This is a genomic window from Nostoc flagelliforme FACHB-838 (assembly GCF_014698065.1).
GTDB classification, from domain to species: domain Bacteria; phylum Cyanobacteriota; class Cyanobacteriia; order Cyanobacteriales; family Nostocaceae; genus Nostoc; species Nostoc flagelliforme_B.
Genome location: NZ_JACJSI010000032.1, coordinates 1 through 21,976, shown reverse-complemented (window position 1 = coordinate 21,976; position 21,976 = coordinate 1). Strand labels below are relative to the sequence as shown.

Genomic DNA, 21,976 nt, shown 5'->3' with positions numbered 1-21,976 from the left:
ACATGATTGGTATCCCATTAAAGACAGAGAAAAAGGATAAAGTTAAAGTCCTTGTCGTTGAAGATGAGTATATTCTTGCTATCAACTTACAAGAAACTTTAGAGTCTCTGGGATACGTTGTCTTAGATATTGCCGACTCCGCAGAAGGAGCGATCGCAAGAGCGACTAAGCTACGCCCAAACTTGATTTTAATGGATATCAGGTTACGAGGTGAAATAGACGGCATTCAGGCAGCAGAGCAAATTTGGCATAATCTGCAAATTCCTATTATCTACGTTACAGGTCACTCCGATAAGTTCACTGTAGAGCGGGCAACCTTGACATCCCCCTTTGGGTATATTCTCAAACCTATCAAAGAGCAAGAACTTTATGTTGCCATTCAAACAGCACTCAATCGCTACGATCGCGAGCAATTTTTGAGTTCTGTGCTTCGAGGAATGGGCGATGGGGTAATTGTAGTAGACAATGAATTACATATTAAGTACATCAATCAGGTAGCTGAAGCCCTGACGGGGTGGCGATGGAACGAAGCTAAGAACAGGATGTTAACTGAAGTTATCAAACTTATTGATGAACAAACTCAGCTTCCGGTAGAAAATCCAATTATCGCAGCTCTCCAACAAGAGACTATTATCTATCTAGAGAGTGGCGTTTTACTAGTTGCTAAAAACGGGATAAATATACCAATAGCTGATAGTGCTACTCCCCTGAGAAATAACAATGGTGTAATTACAGGAGCCGTCCTAGTTTTCCGGGATGACACACAACGACGTTTAACCGAAGAACGCAATCTCGCAACTGAACGTGCCCGACAACTAGAAATTCAAGTGGCAGAACTTCAACGGCTGAACCAGTTGAAAGAGGATTTTCTGGCAACCACTTCTCATGAAATGCGAATGCCCTTATCAAACATCAAAATGGCAATCTCCGTGCTAGAAAATATTCTTGATCAGCAGGGAATTTTAAATGCAAACGCACTTTCCCCATCTGAATCTGTAGCCCGCTATTTAAGTATTCTGCGCGATCAGTGCGAACAAGAACTAGATTTAGTAGATAATTTACTGCACATGCGGATGATTGATGCAGATATGTATCCTTTGGAATTAACTTCAATTCAACTTCAAAGCTGGCTGCCTCATGTTGCCGAATATTTTCAGGAAAGCGCTCAAGCTAGGCAACAGTTATTCAAAGTTAGCGTTGCTCCAAATTTACCACCCTTAGTTTCAGACTTGGCTAGCCTGACCGAAATTATCTCCGAGTTACTCAACAATGCTTGTAAATATACACCGCCTGATGAACAGATTGCAGTCGATGTTCGGCTAATCGACACTAATGAAGATGCTGAATTTGGTGTATTACTTAATCTTCAAGCTCCCTACTTTCAAATTAAAATTAGCAATTCTGGGGTGATAATTCCGAAAAAAGAACAATCTCGAATCTTTGAGCCGTTTTACCGAATTCCTCAAAGCGAACGCTGGCAACAGAGCGGTACAGGATTAGGTTTAGCATTAGTGAAGAAGTTAGTCAAATATCTCCAAGGCACAATAGAAGTTACCAGCACTCAAGGCTGGATAACGTTTACAGTTAAACTGCCGTTGAGCCTTTGATGGTATTTGTCATTTGTCATTTGTAATTGTCTCCTCACTGCCCGAAAGAGTTCAAAGTAAGTCAAAATCTAAATAAACGCGATCGCATATTACCGACAATGCAGATTACCCAAAGTCTCCATACAGCGATTCTTGTGACTGACTTAGAACGCTCCGAGCAATTTTATGGCAAAGTGTTGGGATTATCTAAAATAGATCGTTCCTTGAAATACGCTGGTGCATGGTATCAAGTCGGCAACTACCAACTTCACCTGATAGTTGCGCCTACTGTCCTTACGGAAAACCCAAACGAAAAATGGGGGCGCAATCCCCACATTGCTTTCTCTGTTGCTGACTTAGACACCGCCAAACAGGAATTACTAAATTATAATTATCCCATTCAAACCAGTGCCTCCGGTCGCGCTGCCCTGTTCACTCAAGATCCTGATGGGAATATTGTCGAGTTGAGCCAGCAGTGAGGAGTGGGGAATAGGGAAGGCAGGGGAGGCAGGGGAGGCAGGGGGAGCAGGGGAAGAAAAACTATTGATTGATTTTTCAGCTATGCCCAATGACAAATGACAAATGACAAATGAAAATTATTGCCTATTCTTACACCGATCCGCTTTTAGAATCTTCTCCCGATCAAGCCGATTGGGGATGGGAAGTAGATCGAGTTTATGAAGATTTGGGCAGGCCAGACTCTTCTGAACGATCGCAATTACAACAATTATTTACCGATTGCGAAACTGAACCAGCAGATTATCTGTTGATTCGTCGGTTGGAAGAATTGGGGGATACTGTAGAGGAAATTAGCGATCGTTTAAATAAAGTCGAAGTAATGGGAATAGCAGTAATCGCCACTGAACAACCATACACTTCCGAAAATTACCCTCTGGGCGCTGATTTGCTGAATTTGCTACACGCAATCCAACGTCAACAACGTAGTCGCCGCATCCGTCAAGGACACGCCCGTAATCGTCTTGAGGTTGCACCGCCACCCGGCAAAGTTCCCTACGGCTATCGCAGAGGTAAGGGAAAATATACTGTTGATCGCAGTACTTCGCCAGTAGTCAAAGATTTTTTTGAACACTTTTTACTTTATGGTTCCCTGCGAGGTTCAGTTCGTTACTTGGCAAAAAAATACGGCAAGAAAATCTCTGTCACCACAGGAAGGCGCTGGCTGACTAATCCAGTTTATCGCGGCAATACAGCTTACCAAAATGGTGAAATTATCTCCAATACCCATATTCCGATCATTTCTAAAGAAGAAGCAGCCCAAGTTGACCGACTTTTACGCCGTAACAGCCGTTTATCAACCCGAACTGCTAGCGCACCGCGTTCTCTAGCTGGGTTGGTTGTCTGCGCTCAGTGTCAGTCACATTTGACAGTTACCCATGTCACCCAACGCAACCAAGATAAAGAGTATCTTTATTTACGTTCTACTAGCTGCCCCCAACGCCCCAAGTGTAAGGCTATTTCTTACCAAGAGGTGTTGGAACATACAATTGAAACGGTTTGCCGTGATTTACCACTGGCCGTAGCAGGGATGAATTTTCCGCAGTTGGATGCAGTAAAGAATAGTTTAGGGCAAGCGATCGCTCGTCAGCAAGAAATACTCGTCCAGTTACCCGCTTTAATTGAAACTGGAATTTTAGATGCCGAAACAGCAAAGTTAAGAGCTTACAAACTCCGTACAGAAATTTCTGCACTCGAAGCAAAGTTGGCAACTCTCCCTCCAGTTAACTTGCGTTCTGTTGCTCAAGCTGTTTCGATACCACAATTTTGGTTAGATTTGTCGGAAACAGAGCGACGATTTTACTTTCGAGAATTTATCAGGCAAATTGACATTACTTTTCAAAATAAAGAATTACAACTCCAGGTTATTTTCATTTTTTAACTTAAATACGCTTGGCTTTGTGAAAAATAGTAGGTTGGGTTGAGGAAATAAACCCAATATTTTCGCTGATTATATTGAGTTCTATACCTTTTAATAAATCTATCCAAAATACTGATTTTCATCATTGCAGTTTTGAATATTAAATTTGTGTTTTCATCTTCAATACTTATATCTTATTCTGAAGATTACTTTCCCATCAGGATACAATTTAAACTCCTAACAATTATTTTTGGATTTTCGTGGTTAATCTGCCTTATAAAAATTCTGTATTAAGATACACAAAACTATATGAGAAACAAATCGTCAAAGGTGCAAAATCAAGCTATAGCTAGGCTTTTGTAGAGACATAAAAAAATAATAAGCTGAGAAAACTTGGTGTAACCTCACAAACAAAAGGTATTACAACTAAGTATATAAAGATTAAACTAAGGGTAATAAAGAAGATTCTAGTTAATACCTGAACTGCTCAAAAGGTAATAAATAATTTATTGTTTGTATTATTTTTATCATTTGTCCACTAAAATGTTGTTTAAATAACTAAGATAAATTTTTCAAAAAATAGCGCTAATTATAAAAATTTGAGTTAATCTTGGAAACTAGCAATTGTTAAGAACATAGGTTGTTACTGGGTGGCAACATTGGAGATTCGCTAGATGTCTCTATGTAATCAAACCAGCAAGTAAAATGATTAACATAGAATATGCAAGAAGGAAGTTTTATTTGGAGTCATCTGGAAAAACAGCATCGCACGGTTGGCAAATGGATTGATTGGGTATGGCTAATAGTATTGCTGTTGGCAGCAGTATTACTATTTAGCATCAATCTGGGAGGATTGCCGCTGCGAGATTGGGATGAAGGTACTGTGGCACAGGTTGCTCATGAAATTTGGCAAGCACCAGCAGGTTCCATGCGTTGGCTTTACCCAACACTAGGAGGCGAACCGTATCACAACAAGCCGCCTTTGATGCATTTGCTAATTGCTTGGGCTTATTCTTTGGGAGGCGAAAATGAGTTGACAACGCGTCTACCTGGAGCAATTTTAACAGCGACATCTGTACCTTTACTGTATTGCATTGCTCAAGAGATATTTCGCCAGCGTTGGGCAGCAATTTATAGCGCTTTGATTTACCTAACAATGCTACCTGTGGTACGTCATGGGCGGTTAGCAATGTTAGATGGGGCAATGGTAAGTTTTTTGATGGTGATGATGTTGTGCGTGTTGCGATCGCGCCGAGATTTACGTTATTGTCTTGGTGTTGGCATTGGCTTCGGATTCATTTGCCTTACTCAAGGATTACTAGGCATATTACTAGGTGCGATCGCGATCGTCTTTCTGTTTTGGGATACACCACGACTGCTCACCTGTTACTATTTCTGGATAGCAATCTTAATTGGCATTCTGCCTGTCGCTGCTTGGTATAGTGCTCAACTAATTGAATACGGTTATACTTTCGCTCAAATTGGCCTTGCAAACCCATCATTAGGCCGAATTGGCTCAATTGTAGAAGGGAATTCTCAACCACCTTGGTACTATGTGATTGAACTTCTCAAATACACATGGCCTTGGTTATTATTCTTACCGCAAACTGTCCGCTTAACCTGGGAAAATCGCAACCTTAGCTGGGCAAAACTAATAATGGCATGGAGTGGTGTTTACCTGCTGCTAATTTCTTTCATGATTACCAAAGTTCCCTGGTATCTATTCCCGATTTACCCTAGTTTAGCCTTAGCTTTTGGTATCCAGTTATCAGAAACAGAAAATTCGCCTTTACTCTCATCCTATCCCCGTGCTTGGGTTGCTGGTTTGGCAATACTTGCTGTAGTTGCTTCTGCTGGTAGTATTTATTTTAGTTGGGGCACAACACCAAAAACAGACCTACAACTGATTTTTGCAACAGTGGCTTTAACTATGACCTTAGCAGCTATTTTGGCAGAACGGGGCGATGGTCAATTTCTGAAGATTTTGTTTTGGGGAAGTTATATTTCGCTGCTGTTGTTAATGAAATCTAACTACTGGGTTTGGGAATTATCTGAAGCCTATCCAGTTAAACCAGTAGCAGCGATGATTTTGCGGGCAAATCCAGCGACGAAGAAGATTTACACATCTTTTCCCCACCATCGTCCCTCGTTAGATTATTATAGCGATCGCACCATTATTCCCGCTTCTGTTGGTGAACTCCAATATTATTGGCACTACAACGGCCAACCCTACTTTCTACTTCATGCATCTGCTTTTAACAATCTTCAACTAGAGTCAATGAAGCTAATTGACCAAGCTGAAGGCTGGAAACTGATTACAAAAGACACTGAACGATTATAAATGTGGGGCATTGGGCATGGTTATTCTCCTTGTCCTCTTGTCCCCTTATATTTGTTTACGCCCATTTACTTATCCCGATTTTCCAATTGTTATGGTAAATTAGCTAAGTATAAATAGATAAATAACAGTTTGTAGTAAACACTTTACTACTGAAAATGCTTACCTTGAGTACTCAAGTACTGACCTAATCAGCGATCAGTATTTCAGCAAACATAATGTGAAACCGTGTCTTACTTAGGGCAATAAGACACGGTTTCACACAAGCATTTAGTTATAATATTACAAAAATCAAAGTAAAATCTGATTTATACAAAAGTAATCCATTTACTGAGATTTGTTTCCTGGTTCATTAATTTTTTCCGTTCTGGGAAGAATTTGGCTATCGTAGTTTGTGCTTTCTTGAGTAAGAGCGATCGCACTAAAAAAAATGGCACTTCCTACAGCCAAGGCTACCATAGGACGTTTGAGCAAGACAAAATCTCTGAGAATCCTCGCTAAAGGTCGGCTTTGCCGACGTAGCGATGAAGACATCATCAATTGTCTCCAGGTAAACGGATCGCGGACATAATGACCGCTTTGGCAAACGACTAGCCGTTCCTGACAATAGGGACAGCAAAACAAGCCCATGCGTGTTTTAACTGGTTTTGGCGTAGCATTTCTTTGGCAAATTGGGCAAGTAACATAATGATTATCAAAAGTGTGTATATTCATTTACCTCGTCCGCCTAGTCCATTTACTCGCTCTATAACAATAGCTATATTGAATTGGAATCAATGTATGGTCTAACATTAGGCATAAACCATACATATATTGTATTACTACCAAGGATGGCTCAATGGTCGCAAGACGAGTATAGCTAGATTTAGGCAAGGATGACTCCAAGTTTTTGTTTGCCGATGCGTTTACCCAACCCACAAAAACTCTCTTGTCTCTATAAACGATAGCGTCGGCGCAGAGGCGCACTCCACTAACCGCAGCTATGCCCAACCTAGCGATCGCTAACCCTTAAATAATAATTGTCCCCTATTTAACCATTCTCCCTACAAAAATTTTGCACAATGACATTTCTGGCTAAAGGTTTGTAAATCAAGCAAATGAAGTCTACTTGTCTGGTTGCTAAATAATGGCTCACAATGAGAAGTAACAGATAAAAATTTAAATTTTTTCTTACATTTACCCCACCCCTCAATGACTCTCTTGCCTCCCACTCAATTGAGGAAGGTAACGGAACAACCTGCCTTTCCTACACCTTCCGCTCGTTTAGCTCACCTAATTAATCGTTTTCAACCATCCCCAGAAACCGTTGTCCTGTTTTTAGCCATGCTCATTGGCGGTGGTACTGGGATGGGTGTAGTCACCTTTCACTATTTAATCCAGCTGATTCACCAGTTAATGCTGGAAAATTTAATGGGTCAAATCGGTGCATGGGGTGCTTGGACTTTAGCCTGCGTTCCCACCCTTGGCGGATTAATTGTTGGCTTAATGCGCTGGCGCACTCAAGACTTTGGCCCTGGACTTTCATCTCTCATCGCCGTCTCGCAGGGAAAAGAGATTAGGCGACCACTACGACCAGTTACAAAAATGCTGGCCGCATCTGTTTCTTTGGGGAGTGGTGCTTCTTTGGGGCCAGAGGGGCCGAGTGTAGAAATTGGCGCAAATTTTGGAATGTTGTTCTCTGTGATCCTTAACGTATCTCAAGAACGACAACGTTTGCTGTTGGGTGCTGGGGCGGCAGCTGGACTTGCTGCGGGATTTAATGCTCCCATCGCTGGAGTATTTTTTGCCTTAGAGGTAGTGATGGGAGCTACATCTTTCGCTACTTCTGCTGTAAGTGTGGTGCTGCTAGCGGCGGTGGTAGCAGCATTAATTGCCCAAATTGGTTTGGGGGCACAACCTGCTTTTGATTTGCCTGCTTACCAAGTCCGCAGTCCTTTGGAGTTACCCCTTTATCTTGGCTTAGGTTTAGGGGCCAGCCTTGTTTCTCTGGCTTATACTCAATCAATTCGGGCAGCAAAAGCCTGTTTTGCTGGAAAGGTTCCAGGTTTCACTTTTTTGGGGCAAATTCCTGAGCCGATTCATCCAATTATTGGCGGTGTGATAATTGGCGCAGTTGCTTTGCACTTCCCGCAAATTCTGGGCGTAGGTTATGAAACTGTAGAAGCAATGCTTCAGGATGTGGAATTTCCCCTCTACCTGTTAGTGCTGCTGTTAGGGGTGAAGCTACTGATGACGGCAATTAGTACAGGTAGTGGTTTCATCGGCGGTTTGTTTGCACCAGCAATGTTTTTAGGTGCTTCTTTTGGGTCAGCTTACGCCAAAATTTTAGCTGTGGCATTCCCGAATATTTGCGATCAAATGGCGGCTCCCCCAGCTTATGCAATGGTGGGAATGGCAGCAGTATTAGCTGCTAGCGTGAGAGCGCCGTTAACGGCTATTTTAATGTTGTTTGAATTAACCCGCGACTATCGGATTGTTTTACCGTTGATGGCAGCTGTGGGTTTGAGTGTTTGGCTAGCGGAAAGGATTAAACCAACTTTTAACTCTAACTCTAACTTACAACAAATTGGTCTTTCGGAATTGAAAGATGAACAAGCGGAAATTGTGCAGCAAATTTTGGTAGAAGATGCTATGTACCCCTGTCCAAAAAAGCTGCCTGCAACCCTTGGGGTATTAGAAGCTGCTGTGGAAATGATCCGCGATCGCGTCCGCAGTGCTTTAGTAGTTGATGAAGCAGAGCAATTAGTTGGTATACTTTCTCTGGAAGATATTAATCGTGCCCTTGCTCTTCGGCAAACTTACTCAAATTCGCCAACTGAAATTCCAGATAATTTATCCAGTCAAACCCTCATAGACATTTGTACTACTGAAATACTCTATGCATGGCAAGATGAACTTTTATCTGAGGCTTTAGACCGCATGAGTCTTCGAGGTTTGCATCAACTACCAGTGGTAGCACGAGACAAACCCGATCGCATTTTGGGTTTACTAGAAAAAGAGCAAATTGCATTAACCTGCAATTTAGCCGTCACGCGCAAGGCACTTCGCCACTATTTACCAGTCTTACCCACCACAGATATAGTCATTAGTCATTAGTCATTAGTCATTCTTTTTCACAAAGGACAAATGACACTTGACTAATGACTGTTTATAGTCATTGTTTTCACAAAAGACAAAAGACAAATGAGAATTGACTAATGACAATTTATTAAGCTGTAGCGTCTATGGCTTCATCATCTTCTTGATCTTCTGGATCTACCTGTTTTAGACGAATGTGCTTTTTGCCTAAAGTGATCAGAAACTCATCTCCTGGTTGAAGATTCATCTGTTTTGTATAAGCTGAACCTATAAGTAAGTTACCATTCGATTGCACACTAATTCTATAGCTAGCACTACGTCCACCACGCCCATTAGCGCTGGGTGTACTGTCCAACTGAATGCCTTCAGCATCAATTAGGGCATTTAAGAACTTCATCATATTGACGCGCTCTATACCATTTTTGGTAACGGTATAGTAGCCGCACTTTTTGGCTTTATCTTCCTTGCTCTCGCTCTCTAGCTCTTTGACTTTTTTGAGCAGTTCTTCACCGAGTAGGGGTTCAATTTTTTTCAGTTTAGGCATCAACTTAGGTCGAAAATGAATGTTTGAAGTGTTTGAATCGATTTTATTTTAGCTGAGGTTGAGCTAATAGGAACATAATCCTTTAGTTTTTATCTCAACCTAGCCAAGTATATTACACTGATAGGCACAATTGTTATGCCATTACCAATATTGCTAAAACAATCTATTTTAGAGAATGCTGGCAATGCTGATAACTATATATATAGTTAGTGAATCACTGTTAGACTAGATTTGTTTTAAGTTTTCTAAACTAACGCTCGAAAAGTTGTCTACAAGCTTTAGATGGTAACTAAGTTACAAAACGATAAGTAAAACTGATCCTTGGTCATTAGCCATTAGATATTTACAAATGACTAATACCGATTACCTGTGAGGTTGCATAGAACCAGTTGCTCAGACCAAGTTGTCTTACCAAGCCTAATTTTGTGCAGTTTCGCAAAGAATTAGTGTAAGGACAAATAACTACAAACAACAAAGCTTGCAAAAATGAAACTAACTACCAGAGGACACTATAGTGTGAAGGCGTTGCTAGATTTAAGTTTACAGCCAAGATATGGCCCTGCATCTGTGAGAGCGATCGCTAAACGCCAAGATATCCCAGCTCCTTACCTTGAAAAACTACTAATAGAAATGCGTCGTGCGTCAATAGTTAAATCAATTCGTGGTAGCATCGGCGGATACCAATTGGCAAGAGAGCCTGCACAAATATCTATAGGACAAATTTTAGAAGCAGTTGGCGAAACTAGCCATTTACCCCATCACACCCCAGCAGCGACACAAGCTGAAGATTGGGTAACATTTAGCCTTTGGCAGAGACTCAACCAAAAACTCAAAGAAGCTTTGTACAGTATTACTCTGGCAGACCTTTATTACGATGCTCGTAGCCGACAAGCTTCCCTGGGAGAAGAAGCAAGTTTTGTGGTTTAGTCAAGAGTCAATAGTCTAAATATTGACCTTTGACTCGTGGCTTATGACTAATAGTATCTATATCTTAATAATTGCTGCCTTTTTAGATTACTTAATTGGCGATCCTTGGGATTGGCCTCATCCAGTGCAAGTTATGGGCTGGGTAATTTCTCGCTTAAGCAAATTTTCTCTCCAATTGTGTCAAAATTCTCTAACACAACGTTTAGCAGGAATTGTCTTAGGCATTATTTTAATAATTGGTAGCGGGCTTGTTGGCTTTTTGATTATAAAAATTGCCAGATTGGTTCATCCGTTATTGGGAATTGCCATAAATAGCATTCTTTTGGCTAGTTGTTTTGCTGGCAGAAGTTTACGAGCAGCAGCAGAGGCTGTTTTAAAACCTTTAACAGCAGGAGATTTGGCTGAGGTTCGAAAGATTTTAAGTAATTATGTTGGTCGAGATACACAAAACCTTTCACAAGCAGAAATTTTACGAGCCGTTTTAGAAACAGTTGCAGAAAATGCTACCGATGGGGTGATGGCTCCGCTTTTTTATGCAATTGTTGGTGTGTTTATACCAGTTATTGGGCCAACTCCCTTAGCTTTGGCATATAAAGCCAGTAGTACCCTTGATTCAATGGTGGGCTACCGGGAAGCACCTTATACTTATTTAGGATGGTTTTGTGCGCGGTTGGAAGATTATTTGACTTGGCTACCTTGTCGGTTAACAGTCGTAACTCTGGCGCTGTTATCGGGTAAACCGATGTATATTTGGCGAATTTGCCGTCGGGATGCGATTAATGATCCTAGTCCCAATTCTGGCTGGAGTGAGTGCGCCTATGCTGCTTTTTTGGGTGTGCAGATGGGAGGTACAAATTGGTATCGCGGGGTAGCTAAGGACAAACCACTGCTAGGAGATGCTATCTATCCTATTACTGCAACTTCTATTCAGAATGCTTTGCAGCTGACTCGATATTGTTTTTTGATATGGTTGGGAATAGCGATCGCTATATTCTTAATACTTCCAAATAGGTAATGATAAGTATAAAGTTAGGAGTTAGAGACGCGATTAATCGTGTCTGTACAGGAGTTAAGAATAAAAACTCCTAACTCTTAACTCATCACTCCTAACTTATCACTCGCCATGTCTGCTAAAGTAGTTGAAATTCTCTCATCTGAAGAAATCCGTCGTACCTTAACTCGCCTTGCCTCTCAAATCGTGGAAAGGACGCGTGATTTATCTCAACTGGTGCTGCTTGGGATTTATACCAGAGGTGCGTTATTAGCCGAATTGTTGGCGCGTCAGATTGAAATATTGGAAGGTGTCGCCGTGTCAGTCGGTGCTTTGGACATTACATTTTATCGAGATGACCTTGACAAAATTGGATTGCGAACTCCAACAAAAAGCGAAATTCCTTTTGACCTGACGGGGAAAACGGTTGTACTCGTAGATGATGTGATTTTCAAAGGACGGACGATTCGCGCTGCTTTGAATGCAGTCAACGATTACGGTAGACCAGAAGTGATTCGTTTAGCTGTATTGGTAGACAGAGGCCATCGAGAATTACCAATTCACCCAGATTTTATTGGCAAAAAGTTACCTACTGCTAAAGAAGAAATTGTCAAAGTTTTCTTACAAAATTCTGATGGACGAGATGCAGTGGAGTTGATTAGTCATTAGTCATTTGTCCCTTGTCATTTCGAGTTGGGAGATAGAACTATAAGCATCAGAGTTGGCAAAGCATCTCAACCAAGAAGGCCGGATGGTGCTTTACCTCAAATCAGGAGAATGGCTAGATATTCCCGCGGCTATGCCAAAGGAGATTGGCACAAGCCGCAAATTGCTATTTTTCTTTGATGATCTGAATCAGAAACTGTATGCCAGTCGCCACGAAATATCCCCAGAAGCGGAGAAAAGTCCCGCAGAACGGTTTCAAGATTTGATTAGTCGAATGCCGACAATTTAATGTCATGGAAAGTTAACATTGGGGTGATCGCTCAACATAGGCAGAGGCGCTAATGTTATGAAAACATGACAATCCGATCCCAGAAGGGCTGATAAATTCGTGAAACAGCTAAAAAACCTATAGAAAACACTTGATCCCTAGATATGCTTAGTGGTTAATATTGACTTAACAAATAAAACTCCTCCGATCCCAAAGAAATGCTAATTTTGGCAGAACTAAGGAATTGATTGGATCTTAGCTCAATTTAAAAACAGATTAAAAAACGTAACAACTGGGCAAAACCAGGAGTCAGGATAAGAAATTCATCTGGAATGGATGACATTTTACATAGCATTCTTTAACCAGGGGAAATCATTTACCGCTTAAACTACTGGAGGCCAAATTAATGGCAAAAGAACGCCCGCCACTAGAGGAGATGACCTTACGCCAACTACGCAAAGTTGCTAGTGAATATAGCATCTCTCGCTATAGCCGAATGCGTAAATCACAACTGTTGGCATCAATCCAAGATGTCCAGCGCAGCAAAACCTTACTCAGTCCATCTCGTTCATTGGAGGCACAAGAAACCGTGGAAGCTGCAAAGTTTGAATTAGGTCAGGAAGATCGTACTGGTGGATCTTTAGCTGATGTTGATGAAGGACTGGCAGATTTGGCTTCTGGCTACGGTGATAGCCGGATTGTACTCTTACCGCGTGATCCTCAGTGGGCTTACACTTACTGGGATGTTCCCAATGAACACAAACAGGAACTGCGCCGCCAAGGGGGACAACAATTGGCACTACGGATTTATGATGTCACTGATATTGATATCGAATACCAAAGCCCCCACAGCATTCAAGAATATCCTGCTGATGAACTAGCTAGAGAATGGTATATACCAGTTCCAGTTAGCGATCGCGATTATGTGATCGATATCGGCTATCGTACTGCTGATGGTCGTTGGTTAGTACTAGCTCGTTCAACTAGAGTACACATTCCTCCCGTTTATCCTTCAGACTGGATAGAAGATGTCTTCATCACCGTCAACTTTGAAGAAGATTTACGTGGTAAGACTCAGTACGAACTAGTTCCCCCAGCCAAGAAGATTGCAGCAACCGCCAATGGTAATACTGTTGTCAATGGTAACGGCAACCCCATCTACGACCAAATATTTGGTTTAGCAGAATCTGCCGAAGCGCTAAGAGTTGCTGGTTCTATCTTCGGTTCCCAGCATCAAGTAGCAGGTGGAGTGCAACCCATTAGCTCCTACATTTTCCCATCTGGTGTGGGTATGTGGGCAGCTCCCACCGTATCTGGCTTAACCGCTTCCGGTGTGGGTATGTCAGGTGTTGGCTTCTCTGCCTCCGCCGTACCAATGCGTCCGCGCCAGTTCTGGTTAATTGCCGATGCTGAATTGATAGTCTACGGTGCAACCGAACCCGATGCTACCGTAACTATTGGTGGTCGTGAAATTAAGCTAAATCCAGACGGGACATTCCGCTTCCAAATGTCCTTCCAGGATGGTTTAATCGACTATCCGATTTTGGCTGTAGCTGCTGATGGTGAGCAAACCCGGTCAATTCAAATGAAATTTAATCGTGAAACACCATCTCGGAATACTAACACCCAAGAAGAAGCTGTTTTAGAATGGTTCTCTTAGAGGATGTTAAATATCCCTCATAACCTCCCTTAAAAACGGGAAAATAAATCAAAATCCCCCTTTTTCAGGGGGATTTTTGAGTATTTAATAGATCACAAAAAACTTTTATAAGTAGGTAGGCATGATTAAATATAAGATGTCATTGCGAGTGAAGCGAAGCAATCCCAGAGACTTTGCGATTGCTTCGCTTCACTCGCAATGACGGAACATATTATATTTATTTATGCCCATTTACTTATTTGAAATTTTAGTAATTTCCTCGGTAATCTGCAATAACAGCCCTTGGGGTGAAATTTTTCTTGCTTGCCCAGTTCATGCAATAAAATACTGATTATTGTAGAGACGGCGATGAATCGCGTCTCTTGCCTTAACCTGCAAAAATTGGGAAAAGGGTGGGCAACTTGCCCACCCTAGTTCATTATTTACTTAGCAATACTTTTAGACAGGTGCTTCAGTCGCAGACTTGCCAACCAGCATTGCGGTATTTTCGTCGCTTTCCAAGATACCGAATTCAATCAACAATTCTTCTAACTCTTCCATCTCAATGGGGGTGGGGACAGTGAGGTTTCTGTTGTCAATGATCTTGGTAGCCAATGTCCGATATTCGTTACTTTGATTGCTGTCAGGAGCGTACTCGTTAACAGTCATCCGGCGCAATTCTGCGTGTTGTACAATGTTGTCACGAGGTACGTAGTGAATCATTTGGGTGTTCAAACGTTTTGCCAAGGTTTCGATTAAATCGATTTCCCGGTCAACGTTACGGCTATTACAAATCAAACCACCCAAGCGCACGCCGCCAGTGTGAGCATATTTGAGAACACCACGAGCGATGTTGTTCGCTGCATACATCGCCATCATTTCACCAGAGGTAACGATGTAGATTTCTTGTGCCTTACCTTCACGGATAGGCATAGCGAAACCACCGCACACAACGTCACCCAAAACGTCGTAACTTACAAAATCAACGTCTTTGTAAGCACCGTTTTCTTCTAAGAAGTTGATAGCGGTGATAATACCACGACCAGCGCAACCCACACCAGGCTCAGGGCCGCCAGACTCTACACAACGTACATCGCGGAAACCGGTCAGCATTACTTCTTCGAGTTCAATATCTTCTACAGCGCCTCGTTCAGCAGCTAATTGAAGAACGCTTGTTTGAGCTTTACTGTGTAGCATCAAACGGGTAGAGTCAGCTTTAGGGTCGCAACCAACAATTAGAATGCGTTGACCCATTTCAGCCATAGCTGCTAGGGTGTTTTGAGAGGTGGTAGATTTACCAATACCGCCTTTACCATAGAAAGCTATTTGTCTAATCTTTTGCTCAGTCATGGTTGTGTTTTCCTACAATAATTTAATTGATGAGTTCAGAAGCTTGGTGTGAGATATTCACCCTTGGTGCTGTAGGGAAGTAGAGCCTGTTGGCGTAGATGCGTAGCAACTTGTCGCTAAACACCGCACCCTGGCAAAAACAGTTAAAATCAGAACATATTTACCCACGGAGCGTAGACGCAGACTCACTTGTCGTCAGACATCGCTTAAGGGATAGAGAAATCTGTATCTCTTAATAACAAAGTCTTCGAAACTATGACTTCAGCTTTGTCAGTTGTTGTAACAGAATCCCAAATGGTTGCTCAAGCCTTAAGAATGGTTGCAGCAGGAATTCAAATGAACGCAGATTTATTTGTTCTCTGAACCACACAACCAACCAATCTGCAATCCACTCTTAAATGGTTGCTACAACTTTTCTGATTTTGCTGATGTCAAATCGCCAAGAACATCTATAGCGCTTCTCGTTTCGTGATTGATGCAGCGAAGAATCTCAGCCTAAAAATAGTAGTTACAGATGCAGCGATGTAATGCTTGCATCAGCAGATCCTAATACTCTGGCTTAGATAATATCTTAGTGACTTGTAACAGTATGGTTAAATTCCTAGAAATTATGGAACGACACCATTCTGCTTGGAGTTTTCGTTCCAAAAGTCAGTAACTGCTTCAACTTAGTTCGCGGTAGAAAATATTTGCTCCCGCTTATACTAAGTTAGTAAATATTCTCTATTTTTATGGATTTGTCAGGCTGTACTAAGAGTCTTTCTTCCCAGACCCCAAGAGTAATTGCCTTTGGTGGGTAATGTTCTAGCTAGGTTAGCCAACTCTTATTGGCTCATACCCAGATAAATTTTGATTGACTTCAAGTTGTTACAGAGGCTACTATCCTACTCAATCTAGTTTTAGATTTTTGTTACAAAAAGATGTAGCTAATTGAAGTGGACTTACCAAAGCAAAAAAACTTTCTTGAGCTTGCTTCAAACTTGTATTGAAGTTTTTTTGCGCTTTCACCGTTTTGATTCCTATAAAAACCATAACATACATCTTACTAATTTATTTGCAGAATCTCAAATTATTTGTTTACTAGCTAAAAGATTATCCTTAGAATCTTTAATAGTCATAAGTTACGCGTTCACAGGTTGCTAGTTAATAAAATTATTTACTATAATCAATTTGTGAAGTTAGATACTTTTGGGTATTCTATAAAAGTGTTTAAAAGTAATGTTTCACAACGAAAATATAATTTCTTATTTTTTAGCCAAAAATTTTCTAAAGAAAGTAGATTCAAGAAGAATTCTTGCCGCAATATTTATGCAAATACTCTTTCTAAAAGGTGAATACTAATCTAAGTTATAACGAAAATTTAAGTATAAATTACTACTGTCTTTTTGCTTGCTGACCCCCCTGGCTGTATTGAACATAAAGCAATACGCTTGGGTTAAGCATTTCTTTCTTCTCTTTGCGCCCTTTGCGGTTCGTTTTTTTATAATTTTGCGTAAGTCCTGATAAAAATTAAATTGCCTGCGGTAGGCGGACACCTACCTGTGACCTAAAGCAAAACTTTAGAGATGCTCTCTTAGGTTTTGCCTATTAAATTACCTCTAGACTAAAATTTTAAATTATTCCCCGCTATAGTAATTCTGTAGCAGTTTTTTTGAATTATTATGTATACACAAAAATTGTTTTTGTTATTTATCTGGATAATTGGTGCAAGTTTTTTATCAGGTTGTCAAAAAATGGAAGCAAATTCAGCCCCAAAAGCATCTAAAGCTTGCCCTGGTAAAAATGTTAACTTCAGTATTGATTTTTTTAAAACCAATAATCAAGGTAAAAAAAATCAAAGAGGTATTAACAATGTAATTATTTTTAATCCCAAATCAGCAGAATTAGATTTCAAAGTTAATGTTGGTCTATCTCATAAACTCTACGCCAAAGATGCCAGAGGAAAACTGCGTAAAGAATATGTAACAAAACAGTTTCGTGAGCTCATCACTGATGAGAATGCTAAATTAAATGGACAGCTACCAATTGCCGCAATCAATGCTGATTATATAGGTACTGATGATAAACCCCAAGGCTTAAATGTTTCTCGTGGCGTAGAGTATTCAGGAGCATTTAAAAATAAACGTTCTTCTTTTGGAATATCGGGAGGTACACCCAACCAGCGACAGGCTACTATCCAAACTGGCAGAAGAAAAAGCAATATTCTCAATTACAATTTAGTGGGTGGTAATGGCAGATTTTATCGTCAGGGGAAGTTTAAAGATATTTGTCAAGATTTGGGAAAATTTGCCTGTAAGACTGCTAGAAATCGCTCTTTGGCAGCTATCACTAATCAAGGCTATGTAATTTTACTAGTTAATGACTTGAAAGCTAATTCAGATATTGATTTATCTCAAGTTAATCAAGAGTTACTACCAGATATGTTTGATAATCTCCTCGAAGGCATTGCTGGCAACAACTGTTTAGGTAGGATTCAAGAAGGGATTTTATTTGATGGAGGTATGTCTCCAGGATTGTATTACAACCAGAAAACTTATGTAGAAAATTTTGGGCCAATCGGTTCAGTTTTTTTGATTTACAAAAAATAAAATAGTTATGCTAACCACTACTTACAGCACTTCCGGCAGCTATAAAATACATCCTAAAAGCTAAAAGCGATGATAGGAGAGGGGCAAGGAGATAACTATATTGCATAATAGCCGGAAGCGCTGTAAGTTTTTTACAGAAAGTTTCTTTAAAAGTCGAAAAGTTACCCAAAAATTTATTTTTGGGCTAATAGCTTAAATCCAATACGGTTCAGTTAAGGCTAGCACTCTTTATCAAAGTTGTTTTTTTAACAAACCACAGAGACGCAGAGGACACGGAGAGAGAAGGAAGAGAAAGAAAAATTGCTTAACTGAACTGTATTGAGCTTAAATCTTTGGAGATTCAAGTCTTTTTTCAATCTGTTTAAAAATTGAAAATAGTTTTTTAGCTGGCTATAATTATTATATTTACTTGCATTTGGCGAAACTTTAGAGTGCAAACTCTTTAAGTTTTTGCAAATTCTCAAGTTTGTTTGGATTCACCTAACGATTGACAAATTCATGGTTATGTTTGTACACCTTGATTTGCACTTTTTTAGAACTTAACTTGACTATTTCGGCGGGAATTCTTTGGACATCGCTAGAATCTGCACGAGGCTTGTACAGCCAAATAACTTTTTGTCCAACTTTAAAATAGTCAGGATTACTAGTTAAATAAGGCGCTGTTTCTGACCAAGAGGGAAAAGAAATTGCTAAGTTAATCGAAAGTACTAAGACCACTAAAGTGATTTGAAAAACTTTCATGATCATTGCACTTGCCTTCGGTCTGATAGGGCATCAAATCTCTACTGATTTCAGGATAAAGCGATTGGAAGAAGAAAATCAAGTTGTCTTGTTTTTTAAAATTATAAATTAAGCTTATGATGATAATTTTGATGCTTTCACTTGAGATTACAATCTCTATCCCAAGAGTAATAGACGTAAAAGAACACTCTGTCGTAAAAATTTATAATATTATATAGTAGTGCTTTATAAAGTTTGATCTATATGCCTCCTAGCACCAGTTTACTTACGGCGAAGCAACCTAGCAAGAGTGTCTCGTAGAGAGCGTCTTGATTTTGACTGCTGAATTCTTCTTCAATAAAGCAATATACTTCCGAGAAGAAAAGTTAGGTGAGTTATGAATGAGAATCGGCCTTGAGAGCTTGGAGTATTGACGATATAAAGCTGACAATAGAAAATAGCCAAAGCAGCAATTTGCCCCTAAAAGACAATTTCAATGCTTTGAAATGTCACAGTATTAGCATTTCACGCTGTATATGCCCTTAAATATCCTCTAAAATGACTGTTTAGGAGTGGAAACGTCTGAAATTTAGAGGGTATTTTTACTAAAAGACGACCACAGATGTAGGCTGTAAGCAGCGCATGACCAATCGAAAGGAATTAATGAAAAACGAGTTAACGTCAGCAAGCAACGGCGACGTAAATTTCCTTCTCGGCGGGGATGAAATGGGTTCGCTGATGCGAGAACGCGATTGGTCAAAAACTTCCCTTGGCCCAACACAGCACTGGCCACAGAGTTTGAAAACTGCCGTGCGGATTATGCTGACTTGCCGCCAACCCATGTTTGTTTGGTGGGGCGAAGAACTCATTAACCTTTACAATGACCCTTACAAAGCTATTATTGGCGGCAAACATCCAGAAGCACTAGGGCAACCAGCTTCTTACGTATGGCGGGAAATATGGGATCAGATTAGGCCTCGAGCCGAATCAGCGATGCTGAAGAACGAGGGAACTTATGACGAAGCGCTGCTGCTAATTATGGAGCGCAACGGCTACCCAAAGGAAACCTATTATACTTTTTCATATAGCCCAGTTCCTAATGATCAGGGCGAGACTGGTGGGATCATCTGCGCCAACACAGACGACACGCAGCGCATCATTGGTGAGCGCCAGTTGGCACTTTTGCGCGAACTAGCGGCGAGGACAGCAGATGCGCGGACATTTGATGAAGCCTGTACGCTGAGTGCCAGTTGCCTGGAAAGCAATCCTTACGATCTCACTTTCGCAATGATTTATCTGGTTAATCGCGATAAACAAGAAGTTTTTCTGGCTGGAACGTGTGGCATTGACCAAAACCACCTAGCAGTTCCTGAAACAGTGGCTCTCGATGCTGATTGCGTTTGGCCTTTTGCGGAAGTGATCAAAACGCATCAAGCAAAACTGATTTCTAATTTAGAGGTGGCTTTTAGTAGTTTACCTTGTGGTGTTTGGCAGCGATCGCCTCATCAAGCGATCGCAGTACCCATTGCCCCATCCGGTCAAACAGGAAAAGCTGGTATATTGATTGCTGGTTTGAACCCCTTCAGGCTATTCGATGACAATTATCAAGGATTCATCGATTTAGTTGCAGCTCAAATTGCAGCTAGCATCGCTAACGCCCAAGCTTACGAGGAAGAACGCAAACGCGCTGAAGCTTTGGCAGAAATTGATCGCGCTAAAACGGTCTTTTTCAGCAACGTCAGCCACGAATTTCGTACCCCACTTGCCCTAATGTTGGGGCCACTAGAAGAAACTTTAATCAATTGTGCCACTCTGCTTCCAGCCAAACAACTAGAGCAGTTAGAAATGGTGCAACGCAACGGACTCCGCTTGCTGAAACTGGTTAACAGCCTGTTAGACTTCTCACGCATTGAAGCCGGACGGGTTCAAGCCTCTTATGAACCTACCAACCTAGCCACCTTTACCGCAGAACTAGCTAGTGTATTTCGTTCAGCGATAGAACGGGCAGAAATGCAGTTATCAGTCAATTGTCCTTCTCTTCCAGCACCAGTATATGTAGATCGGGAAATGTGGGAAAAGATTGTGCTTAACCTGCTCTCAAATGCGTTTAAGTTCACGATGGCTGGAGAAATTGCAGTCAGTTTGCAGTGGTCAAATGACCATATTGAGTTAGCAGTCAAAGATACAGGAATCGGTATTCCAGCAGAAGAAATCCCTCACCTTTTTGAAAGATTCCATCGCGTCAAAGGGGCGCAAGGACGAACTTTTGAAGGGTCAGGAATTGGATTGTCACTGTGCAAGAATTGGTGCAAATGCATGGTGGAACAGTTAATGTTACCAGTGTTCTAGGAGCAGGCACTTGCTTTACTGTGTCAATTCCAACAGGATATGCTCATTTGCCTTCAGACCGGATTAACACCCCTCGAACCTTAACTTCAACCGCATCAGGTGCAAAGCCCTATCTAGAAGAAGCACTGCGTTGGCTACCGGGAGAAGAGAGCAGGGGAAGCAGGGAGAGAAGAGAAGCAGGGGGAGAAGAAATTCTTCAAGATTACTACAATATAGATTCTTCCCTTGCCTCCCCTGCTTCTGTGCCCGTCCGCTCCTCCCCCCGAATTCTCCTAGCTGATGACAATGCAGATATGCGTGATTATGTCAAGCGTCTATTAAGTCAGCAGTATGAGGTGGAATCAGTGCCGGACGGTTTAGCGGCTTTGGATTCTGCTCGTGCGCGTGTCCCAGACCTGGTACTGACAGATGTGATGATGCCTGGATTGGATGGCTTTGGACTGCTGCAAAAATTACGAGATGATCCGCAGACGCGAAAAGTTCCCATCATTCTGTTGTCGGCACGGGCGGGGGAAGAGGCACGGGTGGAAGGGTTAGAAGCAGGAGCCGATGATTATCTGATCAAACCGTTCTCTGCCCGTGAATTGTTGGCGCGGGTAGAGGCAGCCCTAAAAATGGCTCGTCTCCGCCAAGACGCAATGGAACGCGAACAAGGATTGCGAATTGAAACTGAGGTGACAAAAGCACATCTAGAGACTGTCCTAGCTGGCATCCAAGACCAGTTTTTTGTGTTGGATCGACAATGGCGTTATAAGCTGTTCCATATTTAGTTTGCAATAGCAGCATTACCTTTATTTTTAATTTTTCTTCCCCATCTAATTATTAACTCTCCCTGATTTAACAACCTATTTAATAAGTTTTTCAGTTCCTCTACTGATTTAAATAGGCGATGAGATATGTATTCTTTCGCCGAATGCCATACAAGTTCGGCTAAATTCAAATTTGGGCTATACTCAGGCAGAAAATATAGTTGAATATTTGGTAAGTTTTTTTCAATCTCTGCCAATATAGTTTTCTTTTTATGGTAACTAGCGTTATCTAGAATTATCAAGATTT

16 protein-coding genes and 1 pseudogene are annotated in these 21,976 nt (G+C 41.2%); 12 read left to right on the top strand and 5 right to left on the bottom strand.

Translation table 11 applies throughout. From position 1 onward, the window contains the following. Positions 1–2: 2 nt before the first annotated feature. The 4 genes from H6G97_RS17240 (at position 3) to H6G97_RS17225 (ending at position 5,803) form a co-directional block, all read left to right on the top strand. Positions 3–1,607: a hybrid sensor histidine kinase/response regulator gene (locus H6G97_RS17240; RefSeq protein WP_190941963.1), complete on the top strand. Its 1,605-nt coding sequence runs from the start codon at positions 3–5 to the stop codon at positions 1,605–1,607. Positions 1,608–1,705: 98 nt separating this feature from the next. Next, the gene (locus H6G97_RS17235; protein WP_190942003.1) at positions 1,706–2,065 is read left to right on the top strand and encodes a VOC family protein; all 360 of its coding nucleotides are present in this window, start codon (positions 1,706–1,708) and stop codon (positions 2,063–2,065) included. Between the two features lie 110 nt (positions 2,066–2,175). Continuing rightward, a complete protein-coding gene (locus tag H6G97_RS17230; protein WP_190941962.1) occupies positions 2,176–3,483 on the top strand; it encodes a recombinase family protein in 1,308 nt (435 codons plus the stop codon). A gap of 700 nt (positions 3,484–4,183) precedes the next feature. Then, positions 4,184–5,803, top strand: coding sequence for an ArnT family glycosyltransferase (locus H6G97_RS17225; protein WP_190941961.1), 1,620 nt, complete (start codon positions 4,184–4,186; stop codon positions 5,801–5,803). 324 nt (positions 5,804–6,127) lie between these two features. Here H6G97_RS17225 and H6G97_RS17220 read toward each other — a convergent pair whose 3' ends face one another. After that, on the bottom strand, positions 6,128–6,514 hold the full coding sequence (locus tag H6G97_RS17220) for a hypothetical protein (RefSeq protein ID WP_190941960.1): 387 nt from the start codon (positions 6,512–6,514) through the stop codon (positions 6,128–6,130). Positions 6,515–6,991: 477 nt separating this feature from the next. On the opposite strand from H6G97_RS17220, the gene H6G97_RS17215 reads away from it, so the two are divergent. Then, positions 6,992–8,896: a chloride channel protein gene (locus tag H6G97_RS17215; protein ID WP_190941959.1), complete on the top strand. Its 1,905-nt coding sequence runs from the start codon at positions 6,992–6,994 to the stop codon at positions 8,894–8,896. A 112-nt stretch (positions 8,897–9,008) separates the two neighbouring features. On the opposite strand, the gene H6G97_RS17210 is transcribed toward H6G97_RS17215, so the two are convergent. After that, positions 9,009–9,422 carry an AbrB family transcriptional regulator gene (locus H6G97_RS17210; protein WP_190941958.1) on the bottom strand — a complete coding sequence of 138 codons (414 nt, stop codon included), beginning with the start codon at positions 9,420–9,422 and terminating at the stop codon, positions 9,009–9,011. 486 nt (positions 9,423–9,908) lie between these two features. On the opposite strand from H6G97_RS17210, the gene H6G97_RS17205 reads away from it, so the two are divergent. The 5 genes from H6G97_RS17205 to H6G97_RS17185 all read left to right on the top strand — a co-directional run bounded on the left by H6G97_RS17205 (position 9,909) and on the right by H6G97_RS17185 (position 13,934). Further along, the gene (locus H6G97_RS17205; RefSeq protein WP_190941957.1) at positions 9,909–10,349 is read left to right on the top strand and encodes an Rrf2 family transcriptional regulator; all 441 of its coding nucleotides are present in this window, start codon (positions 9,909–9,911) and stop codon (positions 10,347–10,349) included. A gap of 43 nt (positions 10,350–10,392) precedes the next feature. Beyond that, the gene (cbiB, locus tag H6G97_RS17200) at positions 10,393–11,364 is read left to right on the top strand and encodes an adenosylcobinamide-phosphate synthase CbiB (protein WP_190941956.1); all 972 of its coding nucleotides are present in this window, start codon (positions 10,393–10,395) and stop codon (positions 11,362–11,364) included. A 108-nt stretch (positions 11,365–11,472) separates the two neighbouring features. Next, on the top strand, positions 11,473–12,009 hold the full coding sequence (gene pyrR, locus H6G97_RS17195; protein WP_190941955.1) for a bifunctional pyr operon transcriptional regulator/uracil phosphoribosyltransferase PyrR: 537 nt from the start codon (positions 11,473–11,475) through the stop codon (positions 12,007–12,009). Between the two features lie 52 nt (positions 12,010–12,061). Then, positions 12,062–12,295: a hypothetical protein gene (locus tag H6G97_RS17190; protein ID WP_190941954.1), complete on the top strand. Its 234-nt coding sequence runs from the start codon at positions 12,062–12,064 to the stop codon at positions 12,293–12,295. A 385-nt stretch (positions 12,296–12,680) separates the two neighbouring features. Beyond that, complete coding sequence (locus tag H6G97_RS17185; RefSeq protein ID WP_190941953.1) at positions 12,681–13,934, top strand: DUF4912 domain-containing protein; 1,254 nt, start codon at positions 12,681–12,683, stop codon at positions 13,932–13,934. Between the two features lie 438 nt (positions 13,935–14,372). Here H6G97_RS17185 and nifH read toward each other — a convergent pair whose 3' ends face one another. Next, positions 14,373–15,263 (bottom strand): nitrogenase iron protein, encoded by an 891-nt coding sequence (gene nifH / locus H6G97_RS17180; protein ID WP_190941952.1) that lies wholly within the window; start codon positions 15,261–15,263, stop codon positions 14,373–14,375. Positions 15,264–16,924: 1,661 nt separating this feature from the next. On the opposite strand from nifH, the gene H6G97_RS17175 reads away from it, so the two are divergent. Continuing rightward, positions 16,925–17,851 carry a phosphodiester glycosidase family protein gene (locus H6G97_RS17175; protein WP_190941951.1) on the top strand — a complete coding sequence of 309 codons (927 nt, stop codon included), beginning with the start codon at positions 16,925–16,927 and terminating at the stop codon, positions 17,849–17,851. 480 nt (positions 17,852–18,331) lie between these two features. Here the strand turns inward: H6G97_RS17175 and H6G97_RS17170 are convergent, their stop codons facing one another. Next, positions 18,332–18,592, bottom strand: a complete 261-nt coding sequence (locus H6G97_RS17170) for a hypothetical protein (protein ID WP_190941950.1) — start codon at positions 18,590–18,592, stop codon at positions 18,332–18,334. A 642-nt stretch (positions 18,593–19,234) separates the two neighbouring features. Here H6G97_RS17170 and H6G97_RS17165 point away from each other — a divergent pair. Continuing rightward, positions 19,235–21,672, top strand: a pseudogene (locus tag H6G97_RS17165) (ATP-binding protein); the annotation flags it as partial. 14 nt (positions 21,673–21,686) lie between these two features. Here the strand turns inward: H6G97_RS17165 and H6G97_RS17160 are convergent. Beyond that, on the bottom strand, positions 21,687–21,976 hold a 290-nt coding region (locus tag H6G97_RS17160), incomplete at its 5' end, for a transposase (RefSeq protein WP_190941949.1).

What these genes read in the sequence shown, in the direction of transcription:
- H6G97_RS17175 (WP_190941951.1), top strand. Translation starts at nt 16,925, where the DNA reads ATGTATACACAAAAATTGTTTTTGTTATTTATCTGGATAATTGGTGCA.
- H6G97_RS17220 (WP_190941960.1), bottom strand. Translation starts at nt 6,514, where the DNA reads ATGAATATACACACTTTTGATAATCATTATGTTACTTGCCCAATTTGC.
- H6G97_RS17170 (WP_190941950.1), bottom strand. Translation starts at nt 18,592, where the DNA reads ATGAAAGTTTTTCAAATCACTTTAGTGGTCTTAGTACTTTCGATTAAC.
- H6G97_RS17205 (WP_190941957.1), top strand. Translation starts at nt 9,909, where the DNA reads ATGAAACTAACTACCAGAGGACACTATAGTGTGAAGGCGTTGCTAGAT.
- H6G97_RS17235 (WP_190942003.1), top strand. Translation starts at nt 1,706, where the DNA reads ATGCAGATTACCCAAAGTCTCCATACAGCGATTCTTGTGACTGACTTA.
- pyrR (WP_190941955.1), top strand. Translation starts at nt 11,473, where the DNA reads ATGTCTGCTAAAGTAGTTGAAATTCTCTCATCTGAAGAAATCCGTCGT.
- H6G97_RS17225 (WP_190941961.1), top strand. Translation starts at nt 4,184, where the DNA reads ATGCAAGAAGGAAGTTTTATTTGGAGTCATCTGGAAAAACAGCATCGC.
- H6G97_RS17240 (WP_190941963.1), top strand. Translation starts at nt 3, where the DNA reads ATGATTGGTATCCCATTAAAGACAGAGAAAAAGGATAAAGTTAAAGTC.
- H6G97_RS17185 (WP_190941953.1), top strand. Translation starts at nt 12,681, where the DNA reads ATGGCAAAAGAACGCCCGCCACTAGAGGAGATGACCTTACGCCAACTA.
- H6G97_RS17215 (WP_190941959.1), top strand. Translation starts at nt 6,992, where the DNA reads ATGACTCTCTTGCCTCCCACTCAATTGAGGAAGGTAACGGAACAACCT.
- cbiB (WP_190941956.1), top strand. Translation starts at nt 10,393, where the DNA reads ATGACTAATAGTATCTATATCTTAATAATTGCTGCCTTTTTAGATTAC.
- H6G97_RS17210 (WP_190941958.1), bottom strand. Translation starts at nt 9,422, where the DNA reads ATGCCTAAACTGAAAAAAATTGAACCCCTACTCGGTGAAGAACTGCTC.
- H6G97_RS17230 (WP_190941962.1), top strand. Translation starts at nt 2,176, where the DNA reads ATGAAAATTATTGCCTATTCTTACACCGATCCGCTTTTAGAATCTTCT.
- nifH (WP_190941952.1), bottom strand. Translation starts at nt 15,263, where the DNA reads ATGACTGAGCAAAAGATTAGACAAATAGCTTTCTATGGTAAAGGCGGT.